Annotated in this window: 21 protein-coding genes; 11 read left to right on the top strand and 10 right to left on the bottom strand. The window is 65.2% G+C overall.

Annotated elements, in window-relative coordinates:
• Window positions 1–165: 165 nt before the first annotated feature.
• On the top strand, window positions 166–801 hold the full coding sequence (locus ABZX12_RS14355; RefSeq protein WP_355693168.1) for a GntR family transcriptional regulator: 636 nt from the start codon (window positions 166–168) through the stop codon (window positions 799–801).
• On the top strand, window positions 798–1,424 hold the full coding sequence (locus tag ABZX12_RS14350; protein WP_355693166.1) for a GNAT family N-acetyltransferase: 627 nt from the start codon (window positions 798–800) through the stop codon (window positions 1,422–1,424). The genes ABZX12_RS14355 and ABZX12_RS14350 overlap by 4 nt, the downstream gene beginning before the upstream one ends.
• 26 nt (window positions 1,425–1,450) lie before the next feature.
• On the opposite strand, the gene ABZX12_RS14345 is transcribed toward ABZX12_RS14350, so the two are convergent.
• From ABZX12_RS14345 to ABZX12_RS14325, 5 genes are all read right to left on the bottom strand, one after another.
• Window positions 1,451–1,702 carry a helix-turn-helix transcriptional regulator gene (locus tag ABZX12_RS14345; protein WP_355693164.1) on the bottom strand — a complete coding sequence of 84 codons (252 nt, stop codon included), beginning with the start codon at window positions 1,700–1,702 and terminating at the stop codon, window positions 1,451–1,453.
• Window positions 1,703–2,235: 533 nt separating this feature from the next.
• Window positions 2,236–3,261 carry a hypothetical protein gene (locus tag ABZX12_RS14340; RefSeq protein WP_355693162.1) on the bottom strand — a complete coding sequence of 342 codons (1,026 nt, stop codon included), beginning with the start codon at window positions 3,259–3,261 and terminating at the stop codon, window positions 2,236–2,238.
• Between the two features lie 461 nt (window positions 3,262–3,722).
• Window positions 3,723–4,187: a hypothetical protein gene (locus ABZX12_RS14335; protein ID WP_355693160.1), complete on the bottom strand. Its 465-nt coding sequence runs from the start codon at window positions 4,185–4,187 to the stop codon at window positions 3,723–3,725.
• Window positions 4,180–5,298, bottom strand: coding sequence for a hypothetical protein (locus ABZX12_RS14330; protein ID WP_355693158.1), 1,119 nt, complete (start codon window positions 5,296–5,298; stop codon window positions 4,180–4,182). The genes ABZX12_RS14335 and ABZX12_RS14330 overlap by 8 nt, the downstream gene beginning before the upstream one ends.
• Window positions 5,299–5,918: 620 nt before the next feature.
• Window positions 5,919–6,191, bottom strand: a complete 273-nt coding sequence (locus tag ABZX12_RS14325) for a hypothetical protein (protein ID WP_355693157.1) — start codon at window positions 6,189–6,191, stop codon at window positions 5,919–5,921.
• A 492-nt stretch (window positions 6,192–6,683) separates the two neighbouring features.
• On the opposite strand from ABZX12_RS14325, the gene ABZX12_RS14320 reads away from it, so the two are divergent.
• From ABZX12_RS14320 to ABZX12_RS14305, 4 genes are all read left to right on the top strand, one after another.
• On the top strand, window positions 6,684–6,809 hold the full coding sequence (locus ABZX12_RS14320; protein WP_355693155.1) for a hypothetical protein: 126 nt from the start codon (window positions 6,684–6,686) through the stop codon (window positions 6,807–6,809).
• 37 nt (window positions 6,810–6,846) lie between these two features.
• Entirely contained in the window at window positions 6,847–7,263 is a 417-nt protein-coding gene (locus ABZX12_RS14315; protein WP_355693153.1) for a hypothetical protein, read from the top strand.
• Window positions 7,264–7,732: 469 nt separating this feature from the next.
• Complete coding sequence (locus ABZX12_RS14310; RefSeq protein ID WP_355693151.1) at window positions 7,733–8,071, top strand: hypothetical protein; 339 nt, start codon at window positions 7,733–7,735, stop codon at window positions 8,069–8,071.
• 620 nt (window positions 8,072–8,691) lie between these two features.
• On the top strand, window positions 8,692–8,850 hold the full coding sequence (locus ABZX12_RS14305; RefSeq protein WP_355693149.1) for a hypothetical protein: 159 nt from the start codon (window positions 8,692–8,694) through the stop codon (window positions 8,848–8,850).
• Between the two features lie 385 nt (window positions 8,851–9,235).
• Here the strand turns inward: ABZX12_RS14305 and ABZX12_RS14300 are convergent, their stop codons facing one another.
• Window positions 9,236–9,865, bottom strand: a complete 630-nt coding sequence (locus tag ABZX12_RS14300) for a glyoxalase superfamily protein (RefSeq protein WP_355693147.1) — start codon at window positions 9,863–9,865, stop codon at window positions 9,236–9,238.
• Window positions 9,866–10,040: 175 nt separating this feature from the next.
• Between ABZX12_RS14300 and ABZX12_RS14295 the strand changes: the two genes are divergently transcribed.
• From ABZX12_RS14295 to ABZX12_RS14280, 4 genes are all read left to right on the top strand, one after another.
• Window positions 10,041–10,532 carry a hypothetical protein gene (locus ABZX12_RS14295; RefSeq protein WP_355693145.1) on the top strand — a complete coding sequence of 164 codons (492 nt, stop codon included), beginning with the start codon at window positions 10,041–10,043 and terminating at the stop codon, window positions 10,530–10,532.
• A 190-nt stretch (window positions 10,533–10,722) separates the two neighbouring features.
• Window positions 10,723–11,391 (top strand): Type 1 glutamine amidotransferase-like domain-containing protein, encoded by a 669-nt coding sequence (locus ABZX12_RS14290; protein WP_355693144.1) that lies wholly within the window; start codon window positions 10,723–10,725, stop codon window positions 11,389–11,391.
• Window positions 11,392–11,417: 26 nt separating this feature from the next.
• The gene (locus tag ABZX12_RS14285; protein ID WP_355693142.1) at window positions 11,418–11,801 is read left to right on the top strand and encodes a VOC family protein; all 384 of its coding nucleotides are present in this window, start codon (window positions 11,418–11,420) and stop codon (window positions 11,799–11,801) included.
• 20 nt (window positions 11,802–11,821) lie between these two features.
• Window positions 11,822–12,562, top strand: a complete 741-nt coding sequence (locus ABZX12_RS14280) for a VOC family protein (protein WP_355693140.1) — start codon at window positions 11,822–11,824, stop codon at window positions 12,560–12,562.
• 15 nt (window positions 12,563–12,577) lie between these two features.
• Here the strand turns inward: ABZX12_RS14280 and smpB are convergent, their stop codons facing one another.
• The 4 genes from smpB to ABZX12_RS14260 form a co-directional block, all read right to left on the bottom strand.
• Window positions 12,578–13,057 carry an SsrA-binding protein SmpB gene (gene smpB, locus ABZX12_RS14275; protein ID WP_355693138.1) on the bottom strand — a complete coding sequence of 160 codons (480 nt, stop codon included), beginning with the start codon at window positions 13,055–13,057 and terminating at the stop codon, window positions 12,578–12,580.
• Complete coding sequence (locus ABZX12_RS14270) at window positions 13,038–14,120, bottom strand: hypothetical protein (protein ID WP_355693136.1); 1,083 nt, start codon at window positions 14,118–14,120, stop codon at window positions 13,038–13,040. The genes smpB and ABZX12_RS14270 overlap by 20 nt, the downstream gene beginning before the upstream one ends.
• Window positions 14,121–15,161 (bottom strand): class I SAM-dependent methyltransferase, encoded by a 1,041-nt coding sequence (locus tag ABZX12_RS14265; RefSeq protein WP_355693134.1) that lies wholly within the window; start codon window positions 15,159–15,161, stop codon window positions 14,121–14,123.
• A gap of 147 nt (window positions 15,162–15,308) precedes the next feature.
• Window positions 15,309–15,986: a hypothetical protein gene (locus ABZX12_RS14260; RefSeq protein ID WP_355693132.1), complete on the bottom strand. Its 678-nt coding sequence runs from the start codon at window positions 15,984–15,986 to the stop codon at window positions 15,309–15,311.
• A 32-nt stretch (window positions 15,987–16,018) separates the two neighbouring features.
• On the opposite strand from ABZX12_RS14260, the gene ABZX12_RS14255 reads away from it, so the two are divergent.
• Complete coding sequence (locus ABZX12_RS14255; RefSeq protein WP_355693130.1) at window positions 16,019–16,513, top strand: hypothetical protein; 495 nt, start codon at window positions 16,019–16,021, stop codon at window positions 16,511–16,513.
• Window positions 16,514–16,520 lie beyond the last annotated feature (7 nt).

The raw sequence follows: 16,520 nt of genomic DNA, 5'->3' as shown, positions 1-16,520 counted from the left end.
TCCAGCGGGAAGCGGTCCAGCTTGATCCTGCCGTGCGTTGCGGTGCTGGTCATCTGGACCACCTCCCTACTGGTTCTGATCGGGCGTCAGGGGCTCGGATCGGTCGTATCTGTTGGGGATTCGGGCGGTCAGGTAGCAGCGGACGCCCGCGGCTCCTTGGTTGGTGTGGAGCAGTCCGGAGCCGTCGAGCTGGAACACCACGGCGAGCATCTGGACCATGACCTCGATCTCCTCGGGGTCACGTATCACGCGGCGTGGGCGGAGAGTCGCGACCGGAACGCGAGCGACCAGACGGACGCGTTCTATGCCGAGATGCGCGATCAGGGCCGCAAGGGCGAGTACCGCGATTTCGAGATGCGCATCAAGCCCGCAACTCCGGAGCTGGCCGCGCGCCTGCACGTCGAGGAGGGTGATTCGCTCGTCTCCCGCGCAATCTCACGGTACGTCGACGGACAGCCGTTCAGCCTGCAGGACAGCTACTACCCGATGGACATCTCGCAGGAGTGTGGTCTCCTCACGCCGCACGACGTGCCCGGTGGCGTCATCCGCGCCATGGCCGCGAAGGGACACGTTGAGATCGGGCATGTCGACGAGCTGACCACCCGGATGCCGCGACCGGACGAGGCCCGGAAGCTCGGACTCAGCCAGGGCACGCCAGTGCTCGTTTACGTCCGCACGACGTACAGCGACAAGCGACCGCTTCGACTGACGCTCACGATCTTTGCCGGCGACCGCAACCGAGTCGTGTACGAGCTGGGGGCGCTGGGTGCGTACACGGCCGGGAATGGAGGGATCTCGTGATCGTTGAGCAGGCGACGATTGAGGATCTGCCGGTCATCCTGGCAATGCGCACTGAGGCAAGCGAATGGCTCGCCAAGCGCGGCATTCACCAGTGGGCCGTTGCGTGGCCGAACCCCGAGGCGCAATCCGAGCGCATCCTGTCCAGCATTCGTGCGGGCGAGACCTGGATGATTCGCACGGACAAGGGCGAAACCGCCGCGACGGTCGCGCTCGACTCGTTCTCCGACCCCCAGCTCTGGACGCCGGAGGAGCAGGCCGAACCCGCGATGTACCTGCACCGGCTCATCGTGCGCCGCAAGTACGCCGGTCTTGGTGATGACGTAATCGACTGGGCGTGCGATCGCGCCGGCCAGCTCGGTAACCGGTGGGTCCGCATCGACGTGTGGACCGACAACACCGGTCTCCACCGCTACTACGAGAACCGCGGCTTCAAGCACGTCCGGACGCTAGACCTAGCCCACTACCCGTCAGGCGCGCTCTTCCAGCGTCCCGCCACCGACTGGCGAGAGCGCAAGACGGCTGAAGTACTGACCGAGAAGCCGCAGCCCCTCCCGACCAAGAACAGCCGGTTCGAGCCGTTCGAGCGGGCACTCTGGCCGGTCCTCAGCGAACAGACCATCTGAAGTCACGGCGACCGTGGGCGCCCAAGTCATTCGAGGCCTAGTGTCCTCAGGGCGTCCTCGGGTGCGCCGTGCAGCAGCTCTCGAAGGTTCATCTTGAGTGCAGCACAGAGCGCGATGGCGTCCGCCAACGTGACGCGCCGCGTGCCAGCCTCTAGCGAGCCCACGACCGAGCGAGTCCAGTCCAGCTCGTCCGCCAGATCTTCCTGCCGCATCCGATGTCGAGCCCGAGCAGCACGTACGTTGCCAGCGATCAGCTTGTCCAACTCGTCCGGCGTCATGCGCAGATCTTGCCGCGCCGCTGACTCCGACGTCATGCGGCGAATCGCCACGAAATGCCGCGATTAGCGTCCTATCGCCTGTTCTAGCAGTCTAGAGCTACTACCTGAGACGTGGCACCCGAAAATCAGTCAGGCACAAACGACCTCCTGACGGCCGCGCGCCTGCGCACCGTGTCACGCATCGCGCCCGGACGACCGATGGGCCGGAGAGAACTCGCCCAACGAGTAGCGGAGCTCCTGTACGCGGTCAGCTCCAGGCGGTACCCGATCACCGGCCACTACATCGCCAAGCTAGAACGCGGCGCAGTGCGGTGGCCCTGCCAGGAGTACCGAGCAGCCCTGTGCCTCATTCTTGGTGCGAGCGACGATGCTGAGCTGGGGTTCCGACCGCCGAGAAGCCGCCGATCAGCAACACCCTTTTAGCCGGCAGGCAGGGTCGCGGTCCCTCTTGCATGTGCACCCGTTCCTGCCCCCCGCTGCCCGGCCTGGCCTCCCGCCCGATCTCGTCCGCGCGCGAGTCTGGGCAGCTCGGCCTATGCTTGCCCCTTGTTCTGGTGCAGCAGCAGAATCTCACCCGCCAAGATATACGTGTGCAATGCGCAGAATTCCGCCTCTTCCATCGCGACATTTGCGTGAACACCCTTGCTCGTCAACGTGTCAACAGAGCCGAATCGATCGAAGAGGGTCTCACCGCTCTTAGACAGCGCGCTCCGAAAGCTCGCTGAGTTGATGTTTCCTTTTAGGAACTCCATGAGCCGGTTTCGGTACTGCTCGTCCGTCAGGGCATGACCTTGCTCGGATCGCGGCTTGTTTGGGTCGGCCGGGTGCACGATATCGACGACGGCCTTCAAGATCCGACGGCAAGAGGTGACCGCCTGTGACAGCTCCTCGTTCGCCGCGCCTTCATTACTACGGCTGACCGCCTCGCGAAGACGCCTGAAGGCCGCGTTGAATTGGCTCAGCACATCTGGAGCATGCTCATTCAGAAGCGCATCGACACGCCTGCTTACCGAGTCAAGTGCCCTCTCGTGGGTAACTGCAAATGATAGTTGCCGTTCCCAGCCGCACAAGTTACTGAATGATCGATGACGCGCACGTGTGACGATCTCCAGCATCTTGGTTCGGCGCCCGAGGTCTTCGCCATACGCTTTCGCTGGGAGATCATCGGAACCAAATCCTTCGTTCTGCCAGAACTCGATTTCGGCCAGGCTATGAGAAACTATCAGGCCCTCGGAGTTTAGCCGCTCCGCAATGTACTCGTTCACCGCCTTGTCAGCCACGCCGCCAGGAACGTTCCAATCCGACGGATCGCCCATCAGCCGTCTGGTTGCCTCGCCATTCGCCGGAGGATGGCCACCGGTGGCCCTCAGCTCGAAGCCAAGACGGAGCGCCGTATATGTCTCGCCGAGAAGATTCGCAATCCGGATCGTGCGACGGACTGTCGCCTCAAGTGGAACGTCGTCGAACTCGTCAAGTGCCCTTCGTACGAGATCGAGAACGTATTGATTCGTCGTCGGAGCCTCATCAGCACCAACTCTGAGTGGTCCCTGTCCAGCCACTGAACATCTCTCCTGCAAGGCTCCATGAATCTGACTTCGCGACCAATCGTCGCACTGACACCGCGTTGGGCTCGCCTGCTGCTCGGGACGCTCCGCCGGCGAACCGATGTTTCGCGGGGGTTGGCTGCTGAGTTGACCTCTTATGGATCAAGGGCGCGCCTTCGGCGCGCCTCCCGCGCGGGGCGGGCGAGCCCATGCGGCCTGCCGGCCGAACCTCGCCCACCCCGCGCGGAGAACGGCCAAGATTCTCCGTTCCCAGAGAAACTGGCATCGTCCAGGTCCTGGCGGTCGACCGCGGGTGGCCCCGTCCCCCTGCCGCCCGATCGTACGGCCAGCACGGCACGCGTCAAGAGCGCTACGCGTCCCTACGGGATCGGCACGCCGACTCTTGACCCGCACCGCGCTGACCTGGGTTGGCAGCTATCAGGGGGATGCGGCAGGTGTGGCGACGTTGTGATCGCTCACGGATGGCAGCGACCTCTGACTTCAGCTGCGTCCCGCAGGGCGCTCGCGGCCCGCTTGATGTCGCCGCGCGACTTCAAGATTCTGAAGTCGATGTAGGTATGACCGGTCGGGCAGGGGTCTGGCGCGGTATCTGACTCTGTATCGTCTACAGCGCGCAATCCCGTGGAGTGCACTTCGCTCACAACTACCGCCCAGCTCCCCGCGCTCTGGTAGCCCTGAGCGATGAACTCCTCATATGCAACTTCCGCTGTTGCCTTCGCGTTCCGGGCGGTCGACAACTGGCCCTCGTCTTTTGGTGTGGGCTTGAACGTCAGTGAGCTAAGTGGTTGGAAAGCTTGCGTCGTGCAACGGCCTTCATCGATCCAGCTGGGATTCACCTGGCGCCACAACCATTCATTTGTGTCGTCAAGCTCGACCTCGCCAGGGTTCAAGTCTGGCCATTCCCGTGCAACATCATCCACTGAGGCCCCCCAGGACGAAGTTCAGCATGTTGTCGATGTCGTTCTCGGTAAAATCCTGCTCATCCCCGGCCTCGGTATCAGTCGAGATCCAGAGACCGCGGGCCGATCCGTTGTCCATGAATTCGACCTCCACCTCAATGCCGGCGCGTGACCACTCCAGTTGCACACCGCCGCCAGGGGTCGGGAAGATTCCCGGGCGATCGATCGCCTCGTCGACGCATGCGAGCATGAACTGTTCCGCCGCGTCTATGGCCACACTTGACGGTGGTGGAGTGTCCGGATAGAGCCAGCCGCTGCCAAGTTGCGACAGTTCTTCAATTCGCTTGGCCCAGTCGGCTGGAAGAGCGGCCTCGACTGCCAGGACATCAATGATGCTTATGATTTCGCCGTTCATTGACTGCTCGGCGACGACAGACAGGGATGTCATTGGCGCTCGCTCGCCGAAACCCTGAAACTCTTTCAGATCGTTCCAGATCGCAGCGTCGATGTAGTTGCAGACAAGCTTCTTCTCCGTGCCGCTCATGACGAAGTCGAATTGCTGAGGCGACGACCTCAGGCCAGTTATCTGTCCTTGCACCACGAGTTCGACCTCAATGCTGTCGAGGCGCGCTAGGGTTTGAAGCCGGGTGCGAATGTCCTTGTTAAAAACGGCCGGATCGGTGCCGTCGTCGGAGAATTCGATAGCTTCGCCAGCTTGAAGGCTGCGCCCGAAATTTGCGAACTCCTTCAAGCAGTCCGCTGGAAACCTTGGGTCGATCCTGCCGTTGGTGGAACTTAAGCCTTTGAGGGCGCTATTGATCAGCAGGCGGGCTTCGTCGAAATAGTCCTCTGCTGTCAGCAGGCTCGGGGCGGCAGAGGAGTCGTGCCGCTCAAGGACAGGAACAACACTGCCCTCGTCGATTGCGGTGAGCCGCAAGGAGGTGTGCTCTGGAAATCCGCGTGGAGCACGCTTCCGCTTGGGATGAGCACGCATGTAGAGCGAGCGGGCAGTCCTGACCACAAGTCTCTCGTAGCGCCTGAGTTCCTCTGCGCCGGCTAGCGGTAGACCATGCGCCTCGTACCGTCCGCCACGCATGCGGATCATCCCGAATGTTGGCTGGCTTGGCGACATGATCGCACTATAGCTACTCAAGGAAGCGCGCCGCTTCATCTGAGAACTACCAATCCTGGCCCGAGCGGGCGAGGTACTCGTGCCAACGCGGCTGAGGGGTGACCCCAGCCCGACCCCAACGACCTCGAACACGCTGCATATGACGGCACTTCTGTGAGTGGGAGCAGAACAGGCGCACCGCGCGATCTTTGGATGCGCAGGCTCCTACGGATCAGAAGGTTGGGGGTTCGAATCCCTCCGAGCGCGCAAACCGAAGGCCCAGGCAGACACCCTCTGACCTGGGCTTTTGTGCGTCCGGAGGCAACGGCAGAGAGGGCGTGCTCGCCGCCCTCTTGACCCCCATGTCACCCCTCCGGCTCCTCGAACAGGGATCCGAGCTTGGCGACGGGTTCGGGTCGCAGGTCCTCGGCTACATCGACGTAGATGACCTTCGTCGTGCGGGGGGCCGGAGGATGCCCTGAATTTGAGCAGGCGGGCTGGCCCGACTCCACAACAACGACGAGCACGGCGCCGGAGGTGTCTTGACGGAGGACACTCCGAGCGCGCCACCCCAACCCAGGCCCAAGGCCTGGGTTTTGTGGTTCTAGTACGCCGCCCCACACGCGTCGGGCGGACAAGTCTTACTCCTCCGGCATCAAGTAGTCGTCATGATTCTCGTAATACGCCAAAGCCGCGCATCGCTCAGCGATGGTCGGGTGCGCCCCATCTCGATGTTCGCTCCAAACCTCGATGACATCCAGTGCGGTGTAGACGTCCAGGAGGCAGTCCAATCCGTCTATCGGAGCTGTCGAATGCGGATCCTGTTGGACGCGGGCCTCCGAATCGACCGTCCATGGCTTGGCGGCATAGATCGAATGTTCGCGATTGAATTCTCCGAGCCGCGATGACTTCACCCAATGTCATTTCCTACCCCAGATCTTGAATCCACTGACACGCTCGGCCGAGACCCCAGTCTGACCCCAACGGTTCCCAACGGGCAGCTATTTGTGTGTCCGGAGGCAACGGCAGAGAGGGCGGCTGTCGTGCTCGCCGCCCTCTTGACCCCCACGATTGACCCCAACGTCACCCCCTCCGGCTCCTCGAACAAGAACTCGAGCTGGTCGACGGCCTCGCGTTGGAGCTCCTCCACGTCGACGTAGATGACCTTCGCCGTACGCCGGACTTGGCGCACAGCGCGTCGAAGTGGCCGTGCACGTGCCGCGGCTCGATCGGCGTACCGAGCGTGGTCGTGAACACGTATCCCTTGTCCCATGCCTCGACCGCCGCTCGCTCACTCTTCTTGCCGGGTACGCCCAACTGCGCGAGGTGCCGGCAGCTCGCCGTCAACGCGGTGCAAACCGTGCTGGACCCGGATCACGCCATTGGTTCAGCAGTAGCCTCACACAATGACTCAGATCACCGGTGCGGCGCTGGGCGTGGAAGCGGGACGTCGCCTCGCCGCGCGGCGTCGAGACATCCAGCCCGGCCTGACCTCCGCCGAGTTCCCGGATCGAGTAGCAGTACGGGTTTGAGTTCGCCGACGACCACCGTGCGTTCCTCAGCGTCGGCGTGCCGGTCGGCAGCCGCAACTGGCCGGACTGGAGGAACAGCGACCCGGAGAGACTGCGCGAGAAGCTCGCCCGGCCGGTTGGAGGCGTCCTTTTCGATGTGGAACACAACGGCTACTGGCACAGCAGGTGGGGTGAGCGTCCAACCGATCGCACAGCCGCCGTCGAGCGGGCGCGGGAGCACCTCGCCACGGTTCCGAAACTGGTGCCGGTGTACTCCCACCGGTACCTACCGGCTGGGCGCGGCACCTCCGGCCACCCCGTGCTCTCCATGCACCAGACCGACATCGTCTTCTACGGAGTAAACCTGCTGGACTACGTCTACCAAGAATTCTCGGCCGGGCCGGGCCTCGACCGCTCAGAGCCAGAATGGCAGCCACAGGCGACCGTCCCGTTCTGGCGAGAGTTTCTTGAGTGACGGTGCGCTGCCGAAGACGCAGGGGAGCTGCAGGCGAGATTCCGCGTCAGGACTTGAAGTTCTCAGGGCGCGACCGGCGGTGCCTCGCGGAACCGTCTCCGAACTTCCCGCGCCTGGCCACCCACCATCGCGCTACGAGCCACGCAGTTGCTACTACCGCCACCGCGAGACCAAGCTGTGCCAGAATCCAGTGCCCGGCATCGCCCGCGATTGCGGCACCGAAGAATCCGCCGTAAAAGCCCACCATCACTGGCCACGGAGCCTCCATCTCGCGGATCGGTGCCCACCAGCTGACAGCCGCGAGAAACAGAGTGGCTACGGCGACCAACCAGGGCGGATCAGCGGTCATCTGCAAACGGTAGCCGTTCCTTCCGCCCTGCTAACAGGCTTGCCAACAGCCACGGAAGCTGCCAAGGCACGGATCCCCGATGCGCGGTCTCAGCGCTGACGGCGATGTGATACTCCCCGCATGGAGCGATTTGATGTGAGGGCGGACGCGCAACTCGATGACGACAACGTGATGCTCACACTGAGCGGAGACTCATGGCTCCTGAACGTGAACGCGAGTCCGGTCGAATGGGCTGCAGGCCTCCCTCGCGTTCCTGGCGCCGACCACGCCCAGCGTTCACATGTGAGCCTCGGGACGTGCGGGAGACACCCCGTCTGGTGGAGCGTGAGCGACGGTCAACTCACTATCAGCGTGGGCCAGGACCTTGAGAGCTGCGACTTTGTCGTGATCCTGCCGGACTCCCTGCTGTCAGAGATTCAGGCACAACTGGACGATCTCGACGGCAACGACTGGACTTAGCCCATCCGGCGTAACGCAACCGCGATCTGCACTGTCGAAGATCACCTGGCGCACAACCGTCCCCACCTCATCCGACAGAGGACATTCGGGCGGCGCAGAACATGTCGAGGCAGTGTCGATCTGCCGGATCTTGCTCTTATGGATCAAGGAAGCCCCTTCAGCGTGCGGTCCGGACAGCGGGTGGCGCCGGGGCGCCGTCCTCGCCGGGCCCGAGAGCAGGACACCGCCTCATCCGCGCGACCCCAATCGACACGAGCCGCCGTCCTGACGTCTGATCCTCGGGTCAGCCCCGTCCGCAGGCCGCTCGCTCTGCGGCCACTACGACCCACGTCCAGAGCGCCTGTGGCTTCTCTACGGATCGGGCAAGCCGACTCTTGACGTGCGCCGCGCTCGTCCGGGTTTGGCAGCTATTGGGGGACGGGGAAGGTGGGCGGCGTTGATAATCACGTCATGTCCTCGCGACGTCCTACGTACCCGTACGTACCCAAGTCCGCCGCGCACCTCTTGCCAGGCCACATCTGGGGCATACCTCTGCGAGACGGCCGATTCGCCTGTGGCGTCGTGGTCACCGTTCCCCGCCGCTCGACCGAGACGGCGCGCTGTCCGGGGTGTCTCACCGGATGGGCGGAACGGTCGGGCTCTACCGCGACGGCCGGATGGTCCGCGCCGGCACCGCAGACGAGGCACGAGACCTCCCGGTCATCGGCACGTGGGGCTTCGCCTTCATCGTCCGCGTCGCCGAGCGCGCGTTCGTCGATCACAAACCGGTCGTTCGCTGACCTGCCCCGAGCAGTGCTCATTGGCGGTCGCTCACGGGGTCTGTGGCCGGACGGCGGTGGACGGTCCGAACTCGACCGCGGATCAGAAGGTGGGGGTTCGAATCCCTCCGAGCGTGCAATCGAAGGCCATGCAGCCACCCTCTGGGGTGTCCGGACGCAACGCCGATGACCTTCGTTGTGCGCGGGTCAGCGTGGCCGGGAATGTCCGGAATCTGCTTGAGCGGGACACCCTGACTCCACAGCGACGACGCGCACGAGTGCCGCAGCCGTGCGCCAGGCAAATCCGTTGGAGAGTTGCTCGCCGGCAGTCTGTCAGGGGTGTCGTTAGTTCTCGAACGGTTCGGTTCTTGAGGCTGTGGTGAGCCTGCCGGCGCCGCGTCGGGCCTCAGCCGACGAACGCGATCGCGTTGCCGTCCGGGTCGCGAACGATGAAGTCGGTGCCGCCCCAGGCTTGTTTGGTCAGCTTCTGCACGATCTCGGTGTCAGCGGCCAGATATTCCGTGTACAGCTCGCGTACGTTCGGCGTATCGACGTACGCCATGATGAGCCCTTCTCGTTCCGCGGCGCCGGCCGCGAACACCGGCTCGTGTACGAGCTTCAGGTGCAAGGTCGCGCCGTCGCGCGACACCGATCCGTAGAACGGCGGGTTGCCGTGCACAAAGTCGATCCGGAAGCCGAGCTGGTCCCGATAGAACGTGGCTGACGCATCGACGTCGGCGACGTACAGCACCGGTTTGGCGCTCGCGACTGCCGTGTCATGAGTCTGCGGCTGATCGCCGGCGGGTGGGGGCGCTTCCGTGTTCGCCTTGAGTTCGGCCCAGCTGGCGCAGCCTGCTTCGAGGGCGATGATCTCTTGGGCCTCGGTCAGGGGAAACTTCAGCGCGAGTGCTTCGCGGTCGGACAATGTGCGATAGCGCTCGAGCTGTCGGATGCGACCGCCAATCGAGAAATTGCCTGCGCGGTGCCAGCGAACGAGCAGTTTCGCCTGTTTCTTGTACGTTTCGAGCTTGGGCATGGCGCTCCCTCTTCGGTCTTGAAGTAGGTGGGCCTTGCCCTTTCGGCTGGTGTGCCGCTGCGCCCTACGACCGGGATTGAACCCGCGCCTGCGAGGTTGAGATTAGCACAGCGCATTGGGCACCCGGCGGCGCAACTGCCATGACGGTGGCACGAGACCCGAGCACAATGGCGCCATGTTGCAGGAGTTCGTCCCAAATGAGGAGACGCCGACACCCGGCCTGGTGGGCGCGTGGTTGACCCTGGACACCCTGCATGCAGAGTCCGTGCCGATGTGGGCGGCCAGCTGGCTCGTTCAGGGGTATGACGGCGAGTCGCTGGCGGAACTAGCTGGCTTGAGCGGACGGGACACCCGTGAGGTTCGCGATGTCCTCCCGGCGGCTCTCGCGGACGTGGGCGTTGACCCTTTGCCCTCAAGGCAGGCGGCCCTCAAGGTGGCATACGACCACATCGCGAACCTGCATCTGACTGGCAGGATCCGCTGGGCCTGGGCCGTTAATCAAGTCGCCGAACTTGTGATTGGCATCGGGTATTCCTCCGAGGCCTTCGAACAGCCTCTGGGCGAGTTGTGGGGAATTGACGACGACCTGGGCGATCCATGGAGCCGGACGGAGGATGAGCTAGCCGGAATCGTGCGCCGGGCGTGCATCGAGCAGGTGCGGCAATGACCGGTTTTCCGGCTCTTAGCTCGGGATGGCAGGCGTACGAGTAGCTCGTCCAGTGCTTCCCCCGAGTGCGCCGGGGATCGACGCCCACAGAATCTTCTGGCAAGAATGTCGGATCCGGAACGTAGCGTTCGTAGAACAGGTGAATGGCGGTCGTTCACGCGGATCCGTCGAACTCGGCTTGGGAGGTGTTGTGAAGCTGCTGCTCACATCCGGTGGTGTGACGAACGAGAGCATCCGTGATGCCTTGGTCGAGCTGCTGGGGAAGCCGATCTCCGAGTCTCGTGCGCTCTGCATCCCGACAGCGCAATGGGGTCATCCGATGCTCGGGCCTGTCTCGGTGCGAAGGTCCGTCGTCGGTGAGCCTCCGTTTCACAGGCTCACCAGCTTGGGCTGGGCGTCCTTGGGCGTCCTGGAGCTCACGGCACTGCCCAGTATCGGCGAGGAGCGGTGGGTGCCGTGGGTTCGGGAGGCAGACGTGCTGCTGGTGGACGGTGGTGACGCGACGTACCTGTGTCACTGGATGCGGGAGTCGGGGCTGGCGGGCGTCGTCTCGTCGCTCCCCGAGACGGTCTGGGTGGGGCTCAGTGCCGGCAGCATGGTGATGACCCCGCGGATCGGTGACGACTTTGTCAGCTGGCCGTCCGCGCCCGACGACCGCACGCTCGGGGTCGTCGACTTCTCGATCTACCCGCACCTGGACCACGAGCAGATGCCGGACAACACCATGGCTGACGCGGAGAGATGGGCCGCCGCCATCGCCGGCCCGGCGTACGCGATCGACGACGAGACCGCTATCAAGGTGACCGACGGCACCGTCGAGGTCGTCTCCGAAGGGCACTGGAAAGCCTTCCCCGCCTAGGCCCTAGCCGAAGGAGTCGACCGACGATGCAAGGTTTCGCGTGGAACGCGGTGTGCATCGACTGCGCGCCGGACGAGTACGACGCCGAGGTCGCCTTCTACCGCGACCTGCTCGGGGCAGAGGTGGCAGAGCGCGAGCCGCGGTGGGCTGCTCTGCAAGACCCCCGGAGTGGAATGTGGCTCAACATCCAGGCCAACGACTGGTACGTACCTCCAGTCTGGCCGGAGGAGGTTCCCGCGCAGACGAAGATGATGCACTTCGAGATCCGGGTGGACGACGTCGAGGCCGCGGTCACGCGGGCAGTCTCGGTCGGCGCCCGCGAGGCCAGTCAGCAGCCGGCAGACCGCGACCCGAGCAGACTGAGGGTGATGCTGGATCCTGCGGGTCACCCCTTCTGTCTCTGGAGCTGACTATCGCTAGCATCGGCGGCATGGCAACGCGGCTTGTGCAGATCACCATGAAGGCTCGGGACGATTCGGCGCTCGGCGGGTTCTGGGCGGAGGTGCTCGGCTGGGAACTCTCGAGCGAGGGACCCGGCGTGACCAACCTCGAACCCAAGGGCTTCGTCTACCCCGACCCTGTCGCCGTCTGTATCGACCTGGTCGCCTCCGCGGAACCCAAGACGGTGAAGAACCGCGTGCACGTCGACCTCGCCACCACCTCGGCAGCCCATCAGGCGGAGCTGGTGGCCCGCCTGAAGGAGCTCGGCGCGACACTCGCCGACGTGGGCCAGGGCGACGACGTCTCTTGGACGGTCATGGCCGACCCGGAGGGCAACGAGTTCTGCGTGCTGGACTGGCACGACCCGGTCCAGGACACCGGACCGATCGCCACGGTCGTGGTCGACTGCGCAGATCCACGCGCCATGGCCGACTTCTGGGGCGAGGCCATGGACTGGACCGTGCACAAGGTGACCGACCACAACGCAGTACTGCGTTCGGCCAAGGGTGTCGGGCCCTACCTGCAGTTCCTCCGCACGCCTGACGAGAAGACCGTGTGGAACAGGGTCCACCTCGACATCCGCCCGTACCCAGGCGACGACGTCGAGGCAGAGGCCGCCAGACTGCAGTCCCTCGGAGCGACACCTATCGATCTGAGCGGCACCAATGTCACCTGGACGGTCATGGCCGATCCGGAAGGCAACGAGTTCTGCCTCCTCGCCCCACGCTGACGGCAACGTGGCGGGTCAGTCCCGGCGGCCTTTCAGGCTGCGGTTGATGGCGCGTTCGACTTCGCGGGTCGCCTCGCGTTCGGCGAGGGTCTGGCGTTTGTCCCAGGTTTTCTTGCCGCGCGCGAGGGCGATCTCGACCTTCGCGCGGCCGTCCTTGAAGTAGAGCGTCACCGGGACGATCGTCAGCCCGCTCTCGTTGACCTTGCGCTCGATCTTGTCGATCTGCGCCCGGTGCAGCAGCAGCTTCCGCTTGCGCCGCGAGCCCTCGTTGAACCAGCGGGCCTGCGAGTACTGCGGGATGTGCACGCCGTACAGCCAGATCTCCCGGTCCTCGACGGCCGCGAACCCGCCGACCAGCGACGCCCGCCCGGCGCGGAGCGCCTTCACCTCGAGGCCCTGCAGCACGATCCCCGCCTCCCAGGACTCGCCCAGCTGGTAGTCGTGGGCAGCCTTGCGGTTGCGCGCGACGACGGGCTCAGCCTCTGGCTTCTTCACACTCCGATTCTGCCTGGCGGCCGGCCAGCGCCGCGATCCCGGCCAGGTACTTCCGCGGGATCTCGGCGCGGGTGCGGAGCTCGATCGGGTCGGCGTACGGGATCAGGCGCAGCCAGGAGACGAGGCGGTGCACACCGACCAGCGCCTCGGCGGCGTCGAGGTCGCGGCGCAGCACCCGCGGATCCGCGTCGAGACGGTCGCACCAGACATCGACGTACGCCGCGAGGAGGGCGTCGCGGTGCTCGCGGGACAACGGCGCCCGCGTCCAGTCGGCCACCGCGTCGAGGAAGCCATGCAGGGTGACGAACGGATGCGCCCAGATCGTGTTGCCGAAGTCGAAGAACCGCGGCCGGAGTACGCCGCTGGAACGGTCGCCGAAGATGTTCGCCGGGTAGACGTCGTTGAACTCCAGGTCCAGCGGAACGGTGCCGCTGAGCAACGCGGTCCGCCGATCCAGTACGTCGGCGGCTCGCTCGACGCGTGCCACCAGGTCCGGATCGGCGTACAGCGGATGCCCGGGCGGCAGGTCCGCCCACTCCCGGGCCACGGCGCGGACCCGATCGCCGGCCGCGGCCGGGGCGAGCTCGATCATGCCGGGGTACTCGGCCGGATCGAGGCGGCCGAGGAGGGAGCACTGCAGGCGGGCCAGTGCGCGTACGACGGTGCAGCGCGTCGGCTGATCCGCGACGTCCGGGTGCCAGAGCGTCGTACCGTGATCGTCGGCGAGCAGGCGGCCGCGTTCGCGGTCCAGCGCGATCGGCAGGATCACGTCGTACGGAGCGAGCTGTGCCAGCGTCGCGACCAGACCTGGCTCGAATCGGTGGCCCGGGTTGTTCTCCTTGAACCACACCAGGCCCTCGACCGTCGTGTAGCAGCGGACCACCGACCAGAAGCGGGCCCGGTAGGTGACGGGCTCGCCGCTGATCCGGCGGCCGAGCTCGGCGAGGCGGTCGCCTACCCATGCGTCTGCGGTCTGCGTCCACTCCGGTGACGTCCAGCGAGTGACCCACTGACCCCGGGCGTCGGGGCCGAGTGGTCTCGCGGGCGGCGGGAAGTGGGGCATTCAGCGGGTGGCGGTCAGCAGGTAGGTGGCCGGGATGCGGTCGGCGGTGTCGCCGAGGGCCGGGTACATGTCGCTCTCGGAGAACTCCTGGAACGAGCGGAGCGTCAGCCCGGCAGTCAGGACGGCGCCGATGACGTTGCCGATGCTCCAGACGAAACTCTTGTGGGGGAGATCCGGGACTCCCAGCGTCCTGGTGATCTCGGGTGCCTTGAGCGGATCGGCGTAGCCGGCGCGATCCGGGACGAAGTAGTCGCCGGAGACGCTCAGACGGTCCTCGGCGGCGACCGTCAGCACCTCCCACAGCGGGTGGTGCTCGCTGATGATCAGCGAACCGCCTGGGTTGAGTCGTTGCGCGACGAGGTGGGCCCAGGCGTTGATGTCCGGCGCCCAGCACAGACCGCCCCAGGAGATGAAGATCAGGTCGAATCCGTTGAGGTCCTCGGACAGGGCCATCATGTCTTGCTCTCGGAAGTCCACCGCCAAGCCCAGCGCGTCGGCCTTCGCCCTGCCCGTGGCCAAGTGGCTCGGCGCGAGGTCGACGGCGGTGACCTCGGCTCCCAGCTGGGCGAACGTCAGCGCCTCGTCGCCCACCGAACAGGCGAGCTGCAGAACCCGCCGTCCGCTGACGTCACCGATCGCGGCGCGCTCGTGGTCGGTGAACACGCCGGCCTCGGAGCGAAGCGACTCCACCGACGCGCCTCTGCGCGCCGGCGCCAACGCTTCCCAGTACTGCTGGTTGTCGCGTACGACGCTCGCCGCGGATTCGTCCGGCACGACGTTGTGCCACTCGACGTAGTCCGGCTCCGGGTCGACCGGGAATCGTACGGCGTCGATCGTCGTACGCCCGCTGATCCAGGCCTTGGAGACCCGGTGCCCGCCGTCCATCAACCGCCCGTCCGCCGACAGGATCACCGGATAACTGAGATCGGCCTTCTGGATCAGATCGGCATGCCGAGCAACCATCCGGCAGGTCACCGCCCGGCCCCCGAACCAGCAATCCTCGTCGAACGCCTTGATCGCCTCGATCGGCACAGCCTCCACCGGAAGCCCTTCCGCCAACTCCCACAACCGCTCAGTGAAGTAAAAAGCCCGCCCACCAGCCACAGCCCGCGAATGCCGCTCAACCAATCCCGCCATCATCCCCCGCCAACATTCCACCCGCCTGCCGTTTTCCTAGGTGCGGCACCTTCATGCGGTCACCAGGTCGCGCGCGGGGACGAAGATGTTGACCTCGGCCAGGTAGTCCGGAGTTTGCTCGATGATCTCCTCGCGCTCGAGGAACGGATGCTCGGGGATCCACGGATCCGGGAGGGCTTCGACCTCGGTCCAGACGGGCGGATCCTCGCCGGCCGTCTTGAACTCCTGGGCGGTCAGGACCGCGAGCAAGGTGTCGAAACCCGCATGACCGGTTGTGTCCGGCGCGGCCTCCCATGCGGCTTCGGAGCCGTCGTGGCGGTCGAGCAGCAAACGCAGATGGTCGCGTCCTTGCAGCAACATCCGCCACGCCCAATCGGTGTCGCTCGCCTCGCGAATCGCGGCTGCCGTGACGGGTGCGGTCATGATCCGTTGATCCCACGCCTTGTCAAGCGCCGTCAGTTTGGTCTCGAGGGTGTTGGTCATGTGGGTGAATTCGGTGGTCAGGTCGATGCTGTAGCGGTCCGCTAGGACGAGTACCGACCAGAGGCAGTCGGCGAGTTCGTGGCCGAGGCGGGTGTCGGCGTTGTCGATGTGGCGGCGGCCTTCGGTGGCCATGACGAGTTTGGCGAGGTCGGTGGTGGTCCAGCGGGTGCAGCCCGCCGCTTCGTTGTGGCGGTCGTAGAGCTCGTTGATGGCGACAGCGCGCGCTTGCAGGGCTGCGAGATCCATGCGCGTAGACCCTAGCCTTGTACGGTGAGCGCGTGCGCGGACGACGTACGGCGGGACTTGTGGCGACTCTCGCCGTGGTCGGCTGCTCGGTTCAGCCGCAGGTGGAGATCTCGAGCGGGACTGGTGCGAGCGCGGAATTCGCGAAGCATGTGAAGTACTACGACATTCACCTGCCGGCGGGTGCTGCCGGGCTTGAATGGGTGGAGCTTCGCGACTGGGACGTGAACGAGATCTATCTGCGCTTCGCCACCGACCGGGTCGGATTGGCCAGCTTCCTCGGTACCTACCGGCTCACGCCGGGCACGCTGACGGACACGACCCGGTCGGAGGCCCTGCCGAGGGAATCCGGCTGGGACGACGAAATGCCCGCGAGGTTCGCCGAGTGGCAGCCGAGCAACTGGCCGGCGCGAGCGAGTGACCAGATCGACGACACCGACTCCAACGGCCTGCCTTTGTACGTCGACCTCCTGGTCGACAACCCCACTGCCGCCCGCCCCACCGTCTTCGTCCGCATCATGCAAACCTGAGCGCCAT

This window comes from Kribbella sp. NPDC003505 (assembly GCF_040610875.1).
Classification (GTDB): domain Bacteria; phylum Actinomycetota; class Actinomycetes; order Propionibacteriales; family Kribbellaceae; genus Kribbella.
Note: the sequence above shows the minus strand (reverse complement) of the source record. Positions and strands in the feature narration are given on the sequence as shown.

What these genes read in the sequence shown, in the direction of transcription:
- ABZX12_RS14305 (WP_355693149.1), top strand. Translation starts at nt 8,692, where the DNA reads ATGGGCGGAACGGTCGGGCTCTACCGCGACGGCCGGATGGTCCGCGCC.
- ABZX12_RS14330 (WP_355693158.1), bottom strand. Translation starts at nt 5,298, where the DNA reads ATGTCGCCAAGCCAGCCAACATTCGGGATGATCCGCATGCGTGGCGGA.
- ABZX12_RS14270 (WP_355693136.1), bottom strand. Translation starts at nt 14,120, where the DNA reads ATGCCCCACTTCCCGCCGCCCGCGAGACCACTCGGCCCCGACGCCCGG.
- ABZX12_RS14300 (WP_355693147.1), bottom strand. Translation starts at nt 9,865, where the DNA reads ATGCCCAAGCTCGAAACGTACAAGAAACAGGCGAAACTGCTCGTTCGC.
- ABZX12_RS14310 (WP_355693151.1), top strand. Translation starts at nt 7,733, where the DNA reads ATGGAGCGATTTGATGTGAGGGCGGACGCGCAACTCGATGACGACAAC.
- ABZX12_RS14345 (WP_355693164.1), bottom strand. Translation starts at nt 1,702, where the DNA reads ATGACGCCGGACGAGTTGGACAAGCTGATCGCTGGCAACGTACGTGCT.
- ABZX12_RS14260 (WP_355693132.1), bottom strand. Translation starts at nt 15,986, where the DNA reads ATGGATCTCGCAGCCCTGCAAGCGCGCGCTGTCGCCATCAACGAGCTC.
- ABZX12_RS14320 (WP_355693155.1), top strand. Translation starts at nt 6,684, where the DNA reads ATGACTCAGATCACCGGTGCGGCGCTGGGCGTGGAAGCGGGACGTCGC.
- ABZX12_RS14285 (WP_355693142.1), top strand. Translation starts at nt 11,418, where the DNA reads ATGCAAGGTTTCGCGTGGAACGCGGTGTGCATCGACTGCGCGCCGGAC.
- ABZX12_RS14295 (WP_355693145.1), top strand. Translation starts at nt 10,041, where the DNA reads ATGTTGCAGGAGTTCGTCCCAAATGAGGAGACGCCGACACCCGGCCTG.
- ABZX12_RS14280 (WP_355693140.1), top strand. Translation starts at nt 11,822, where the DNA reads ATGGCAACGCGGCTTGTGCAGATCACCATGAAGGCTCGGGACGATTCG.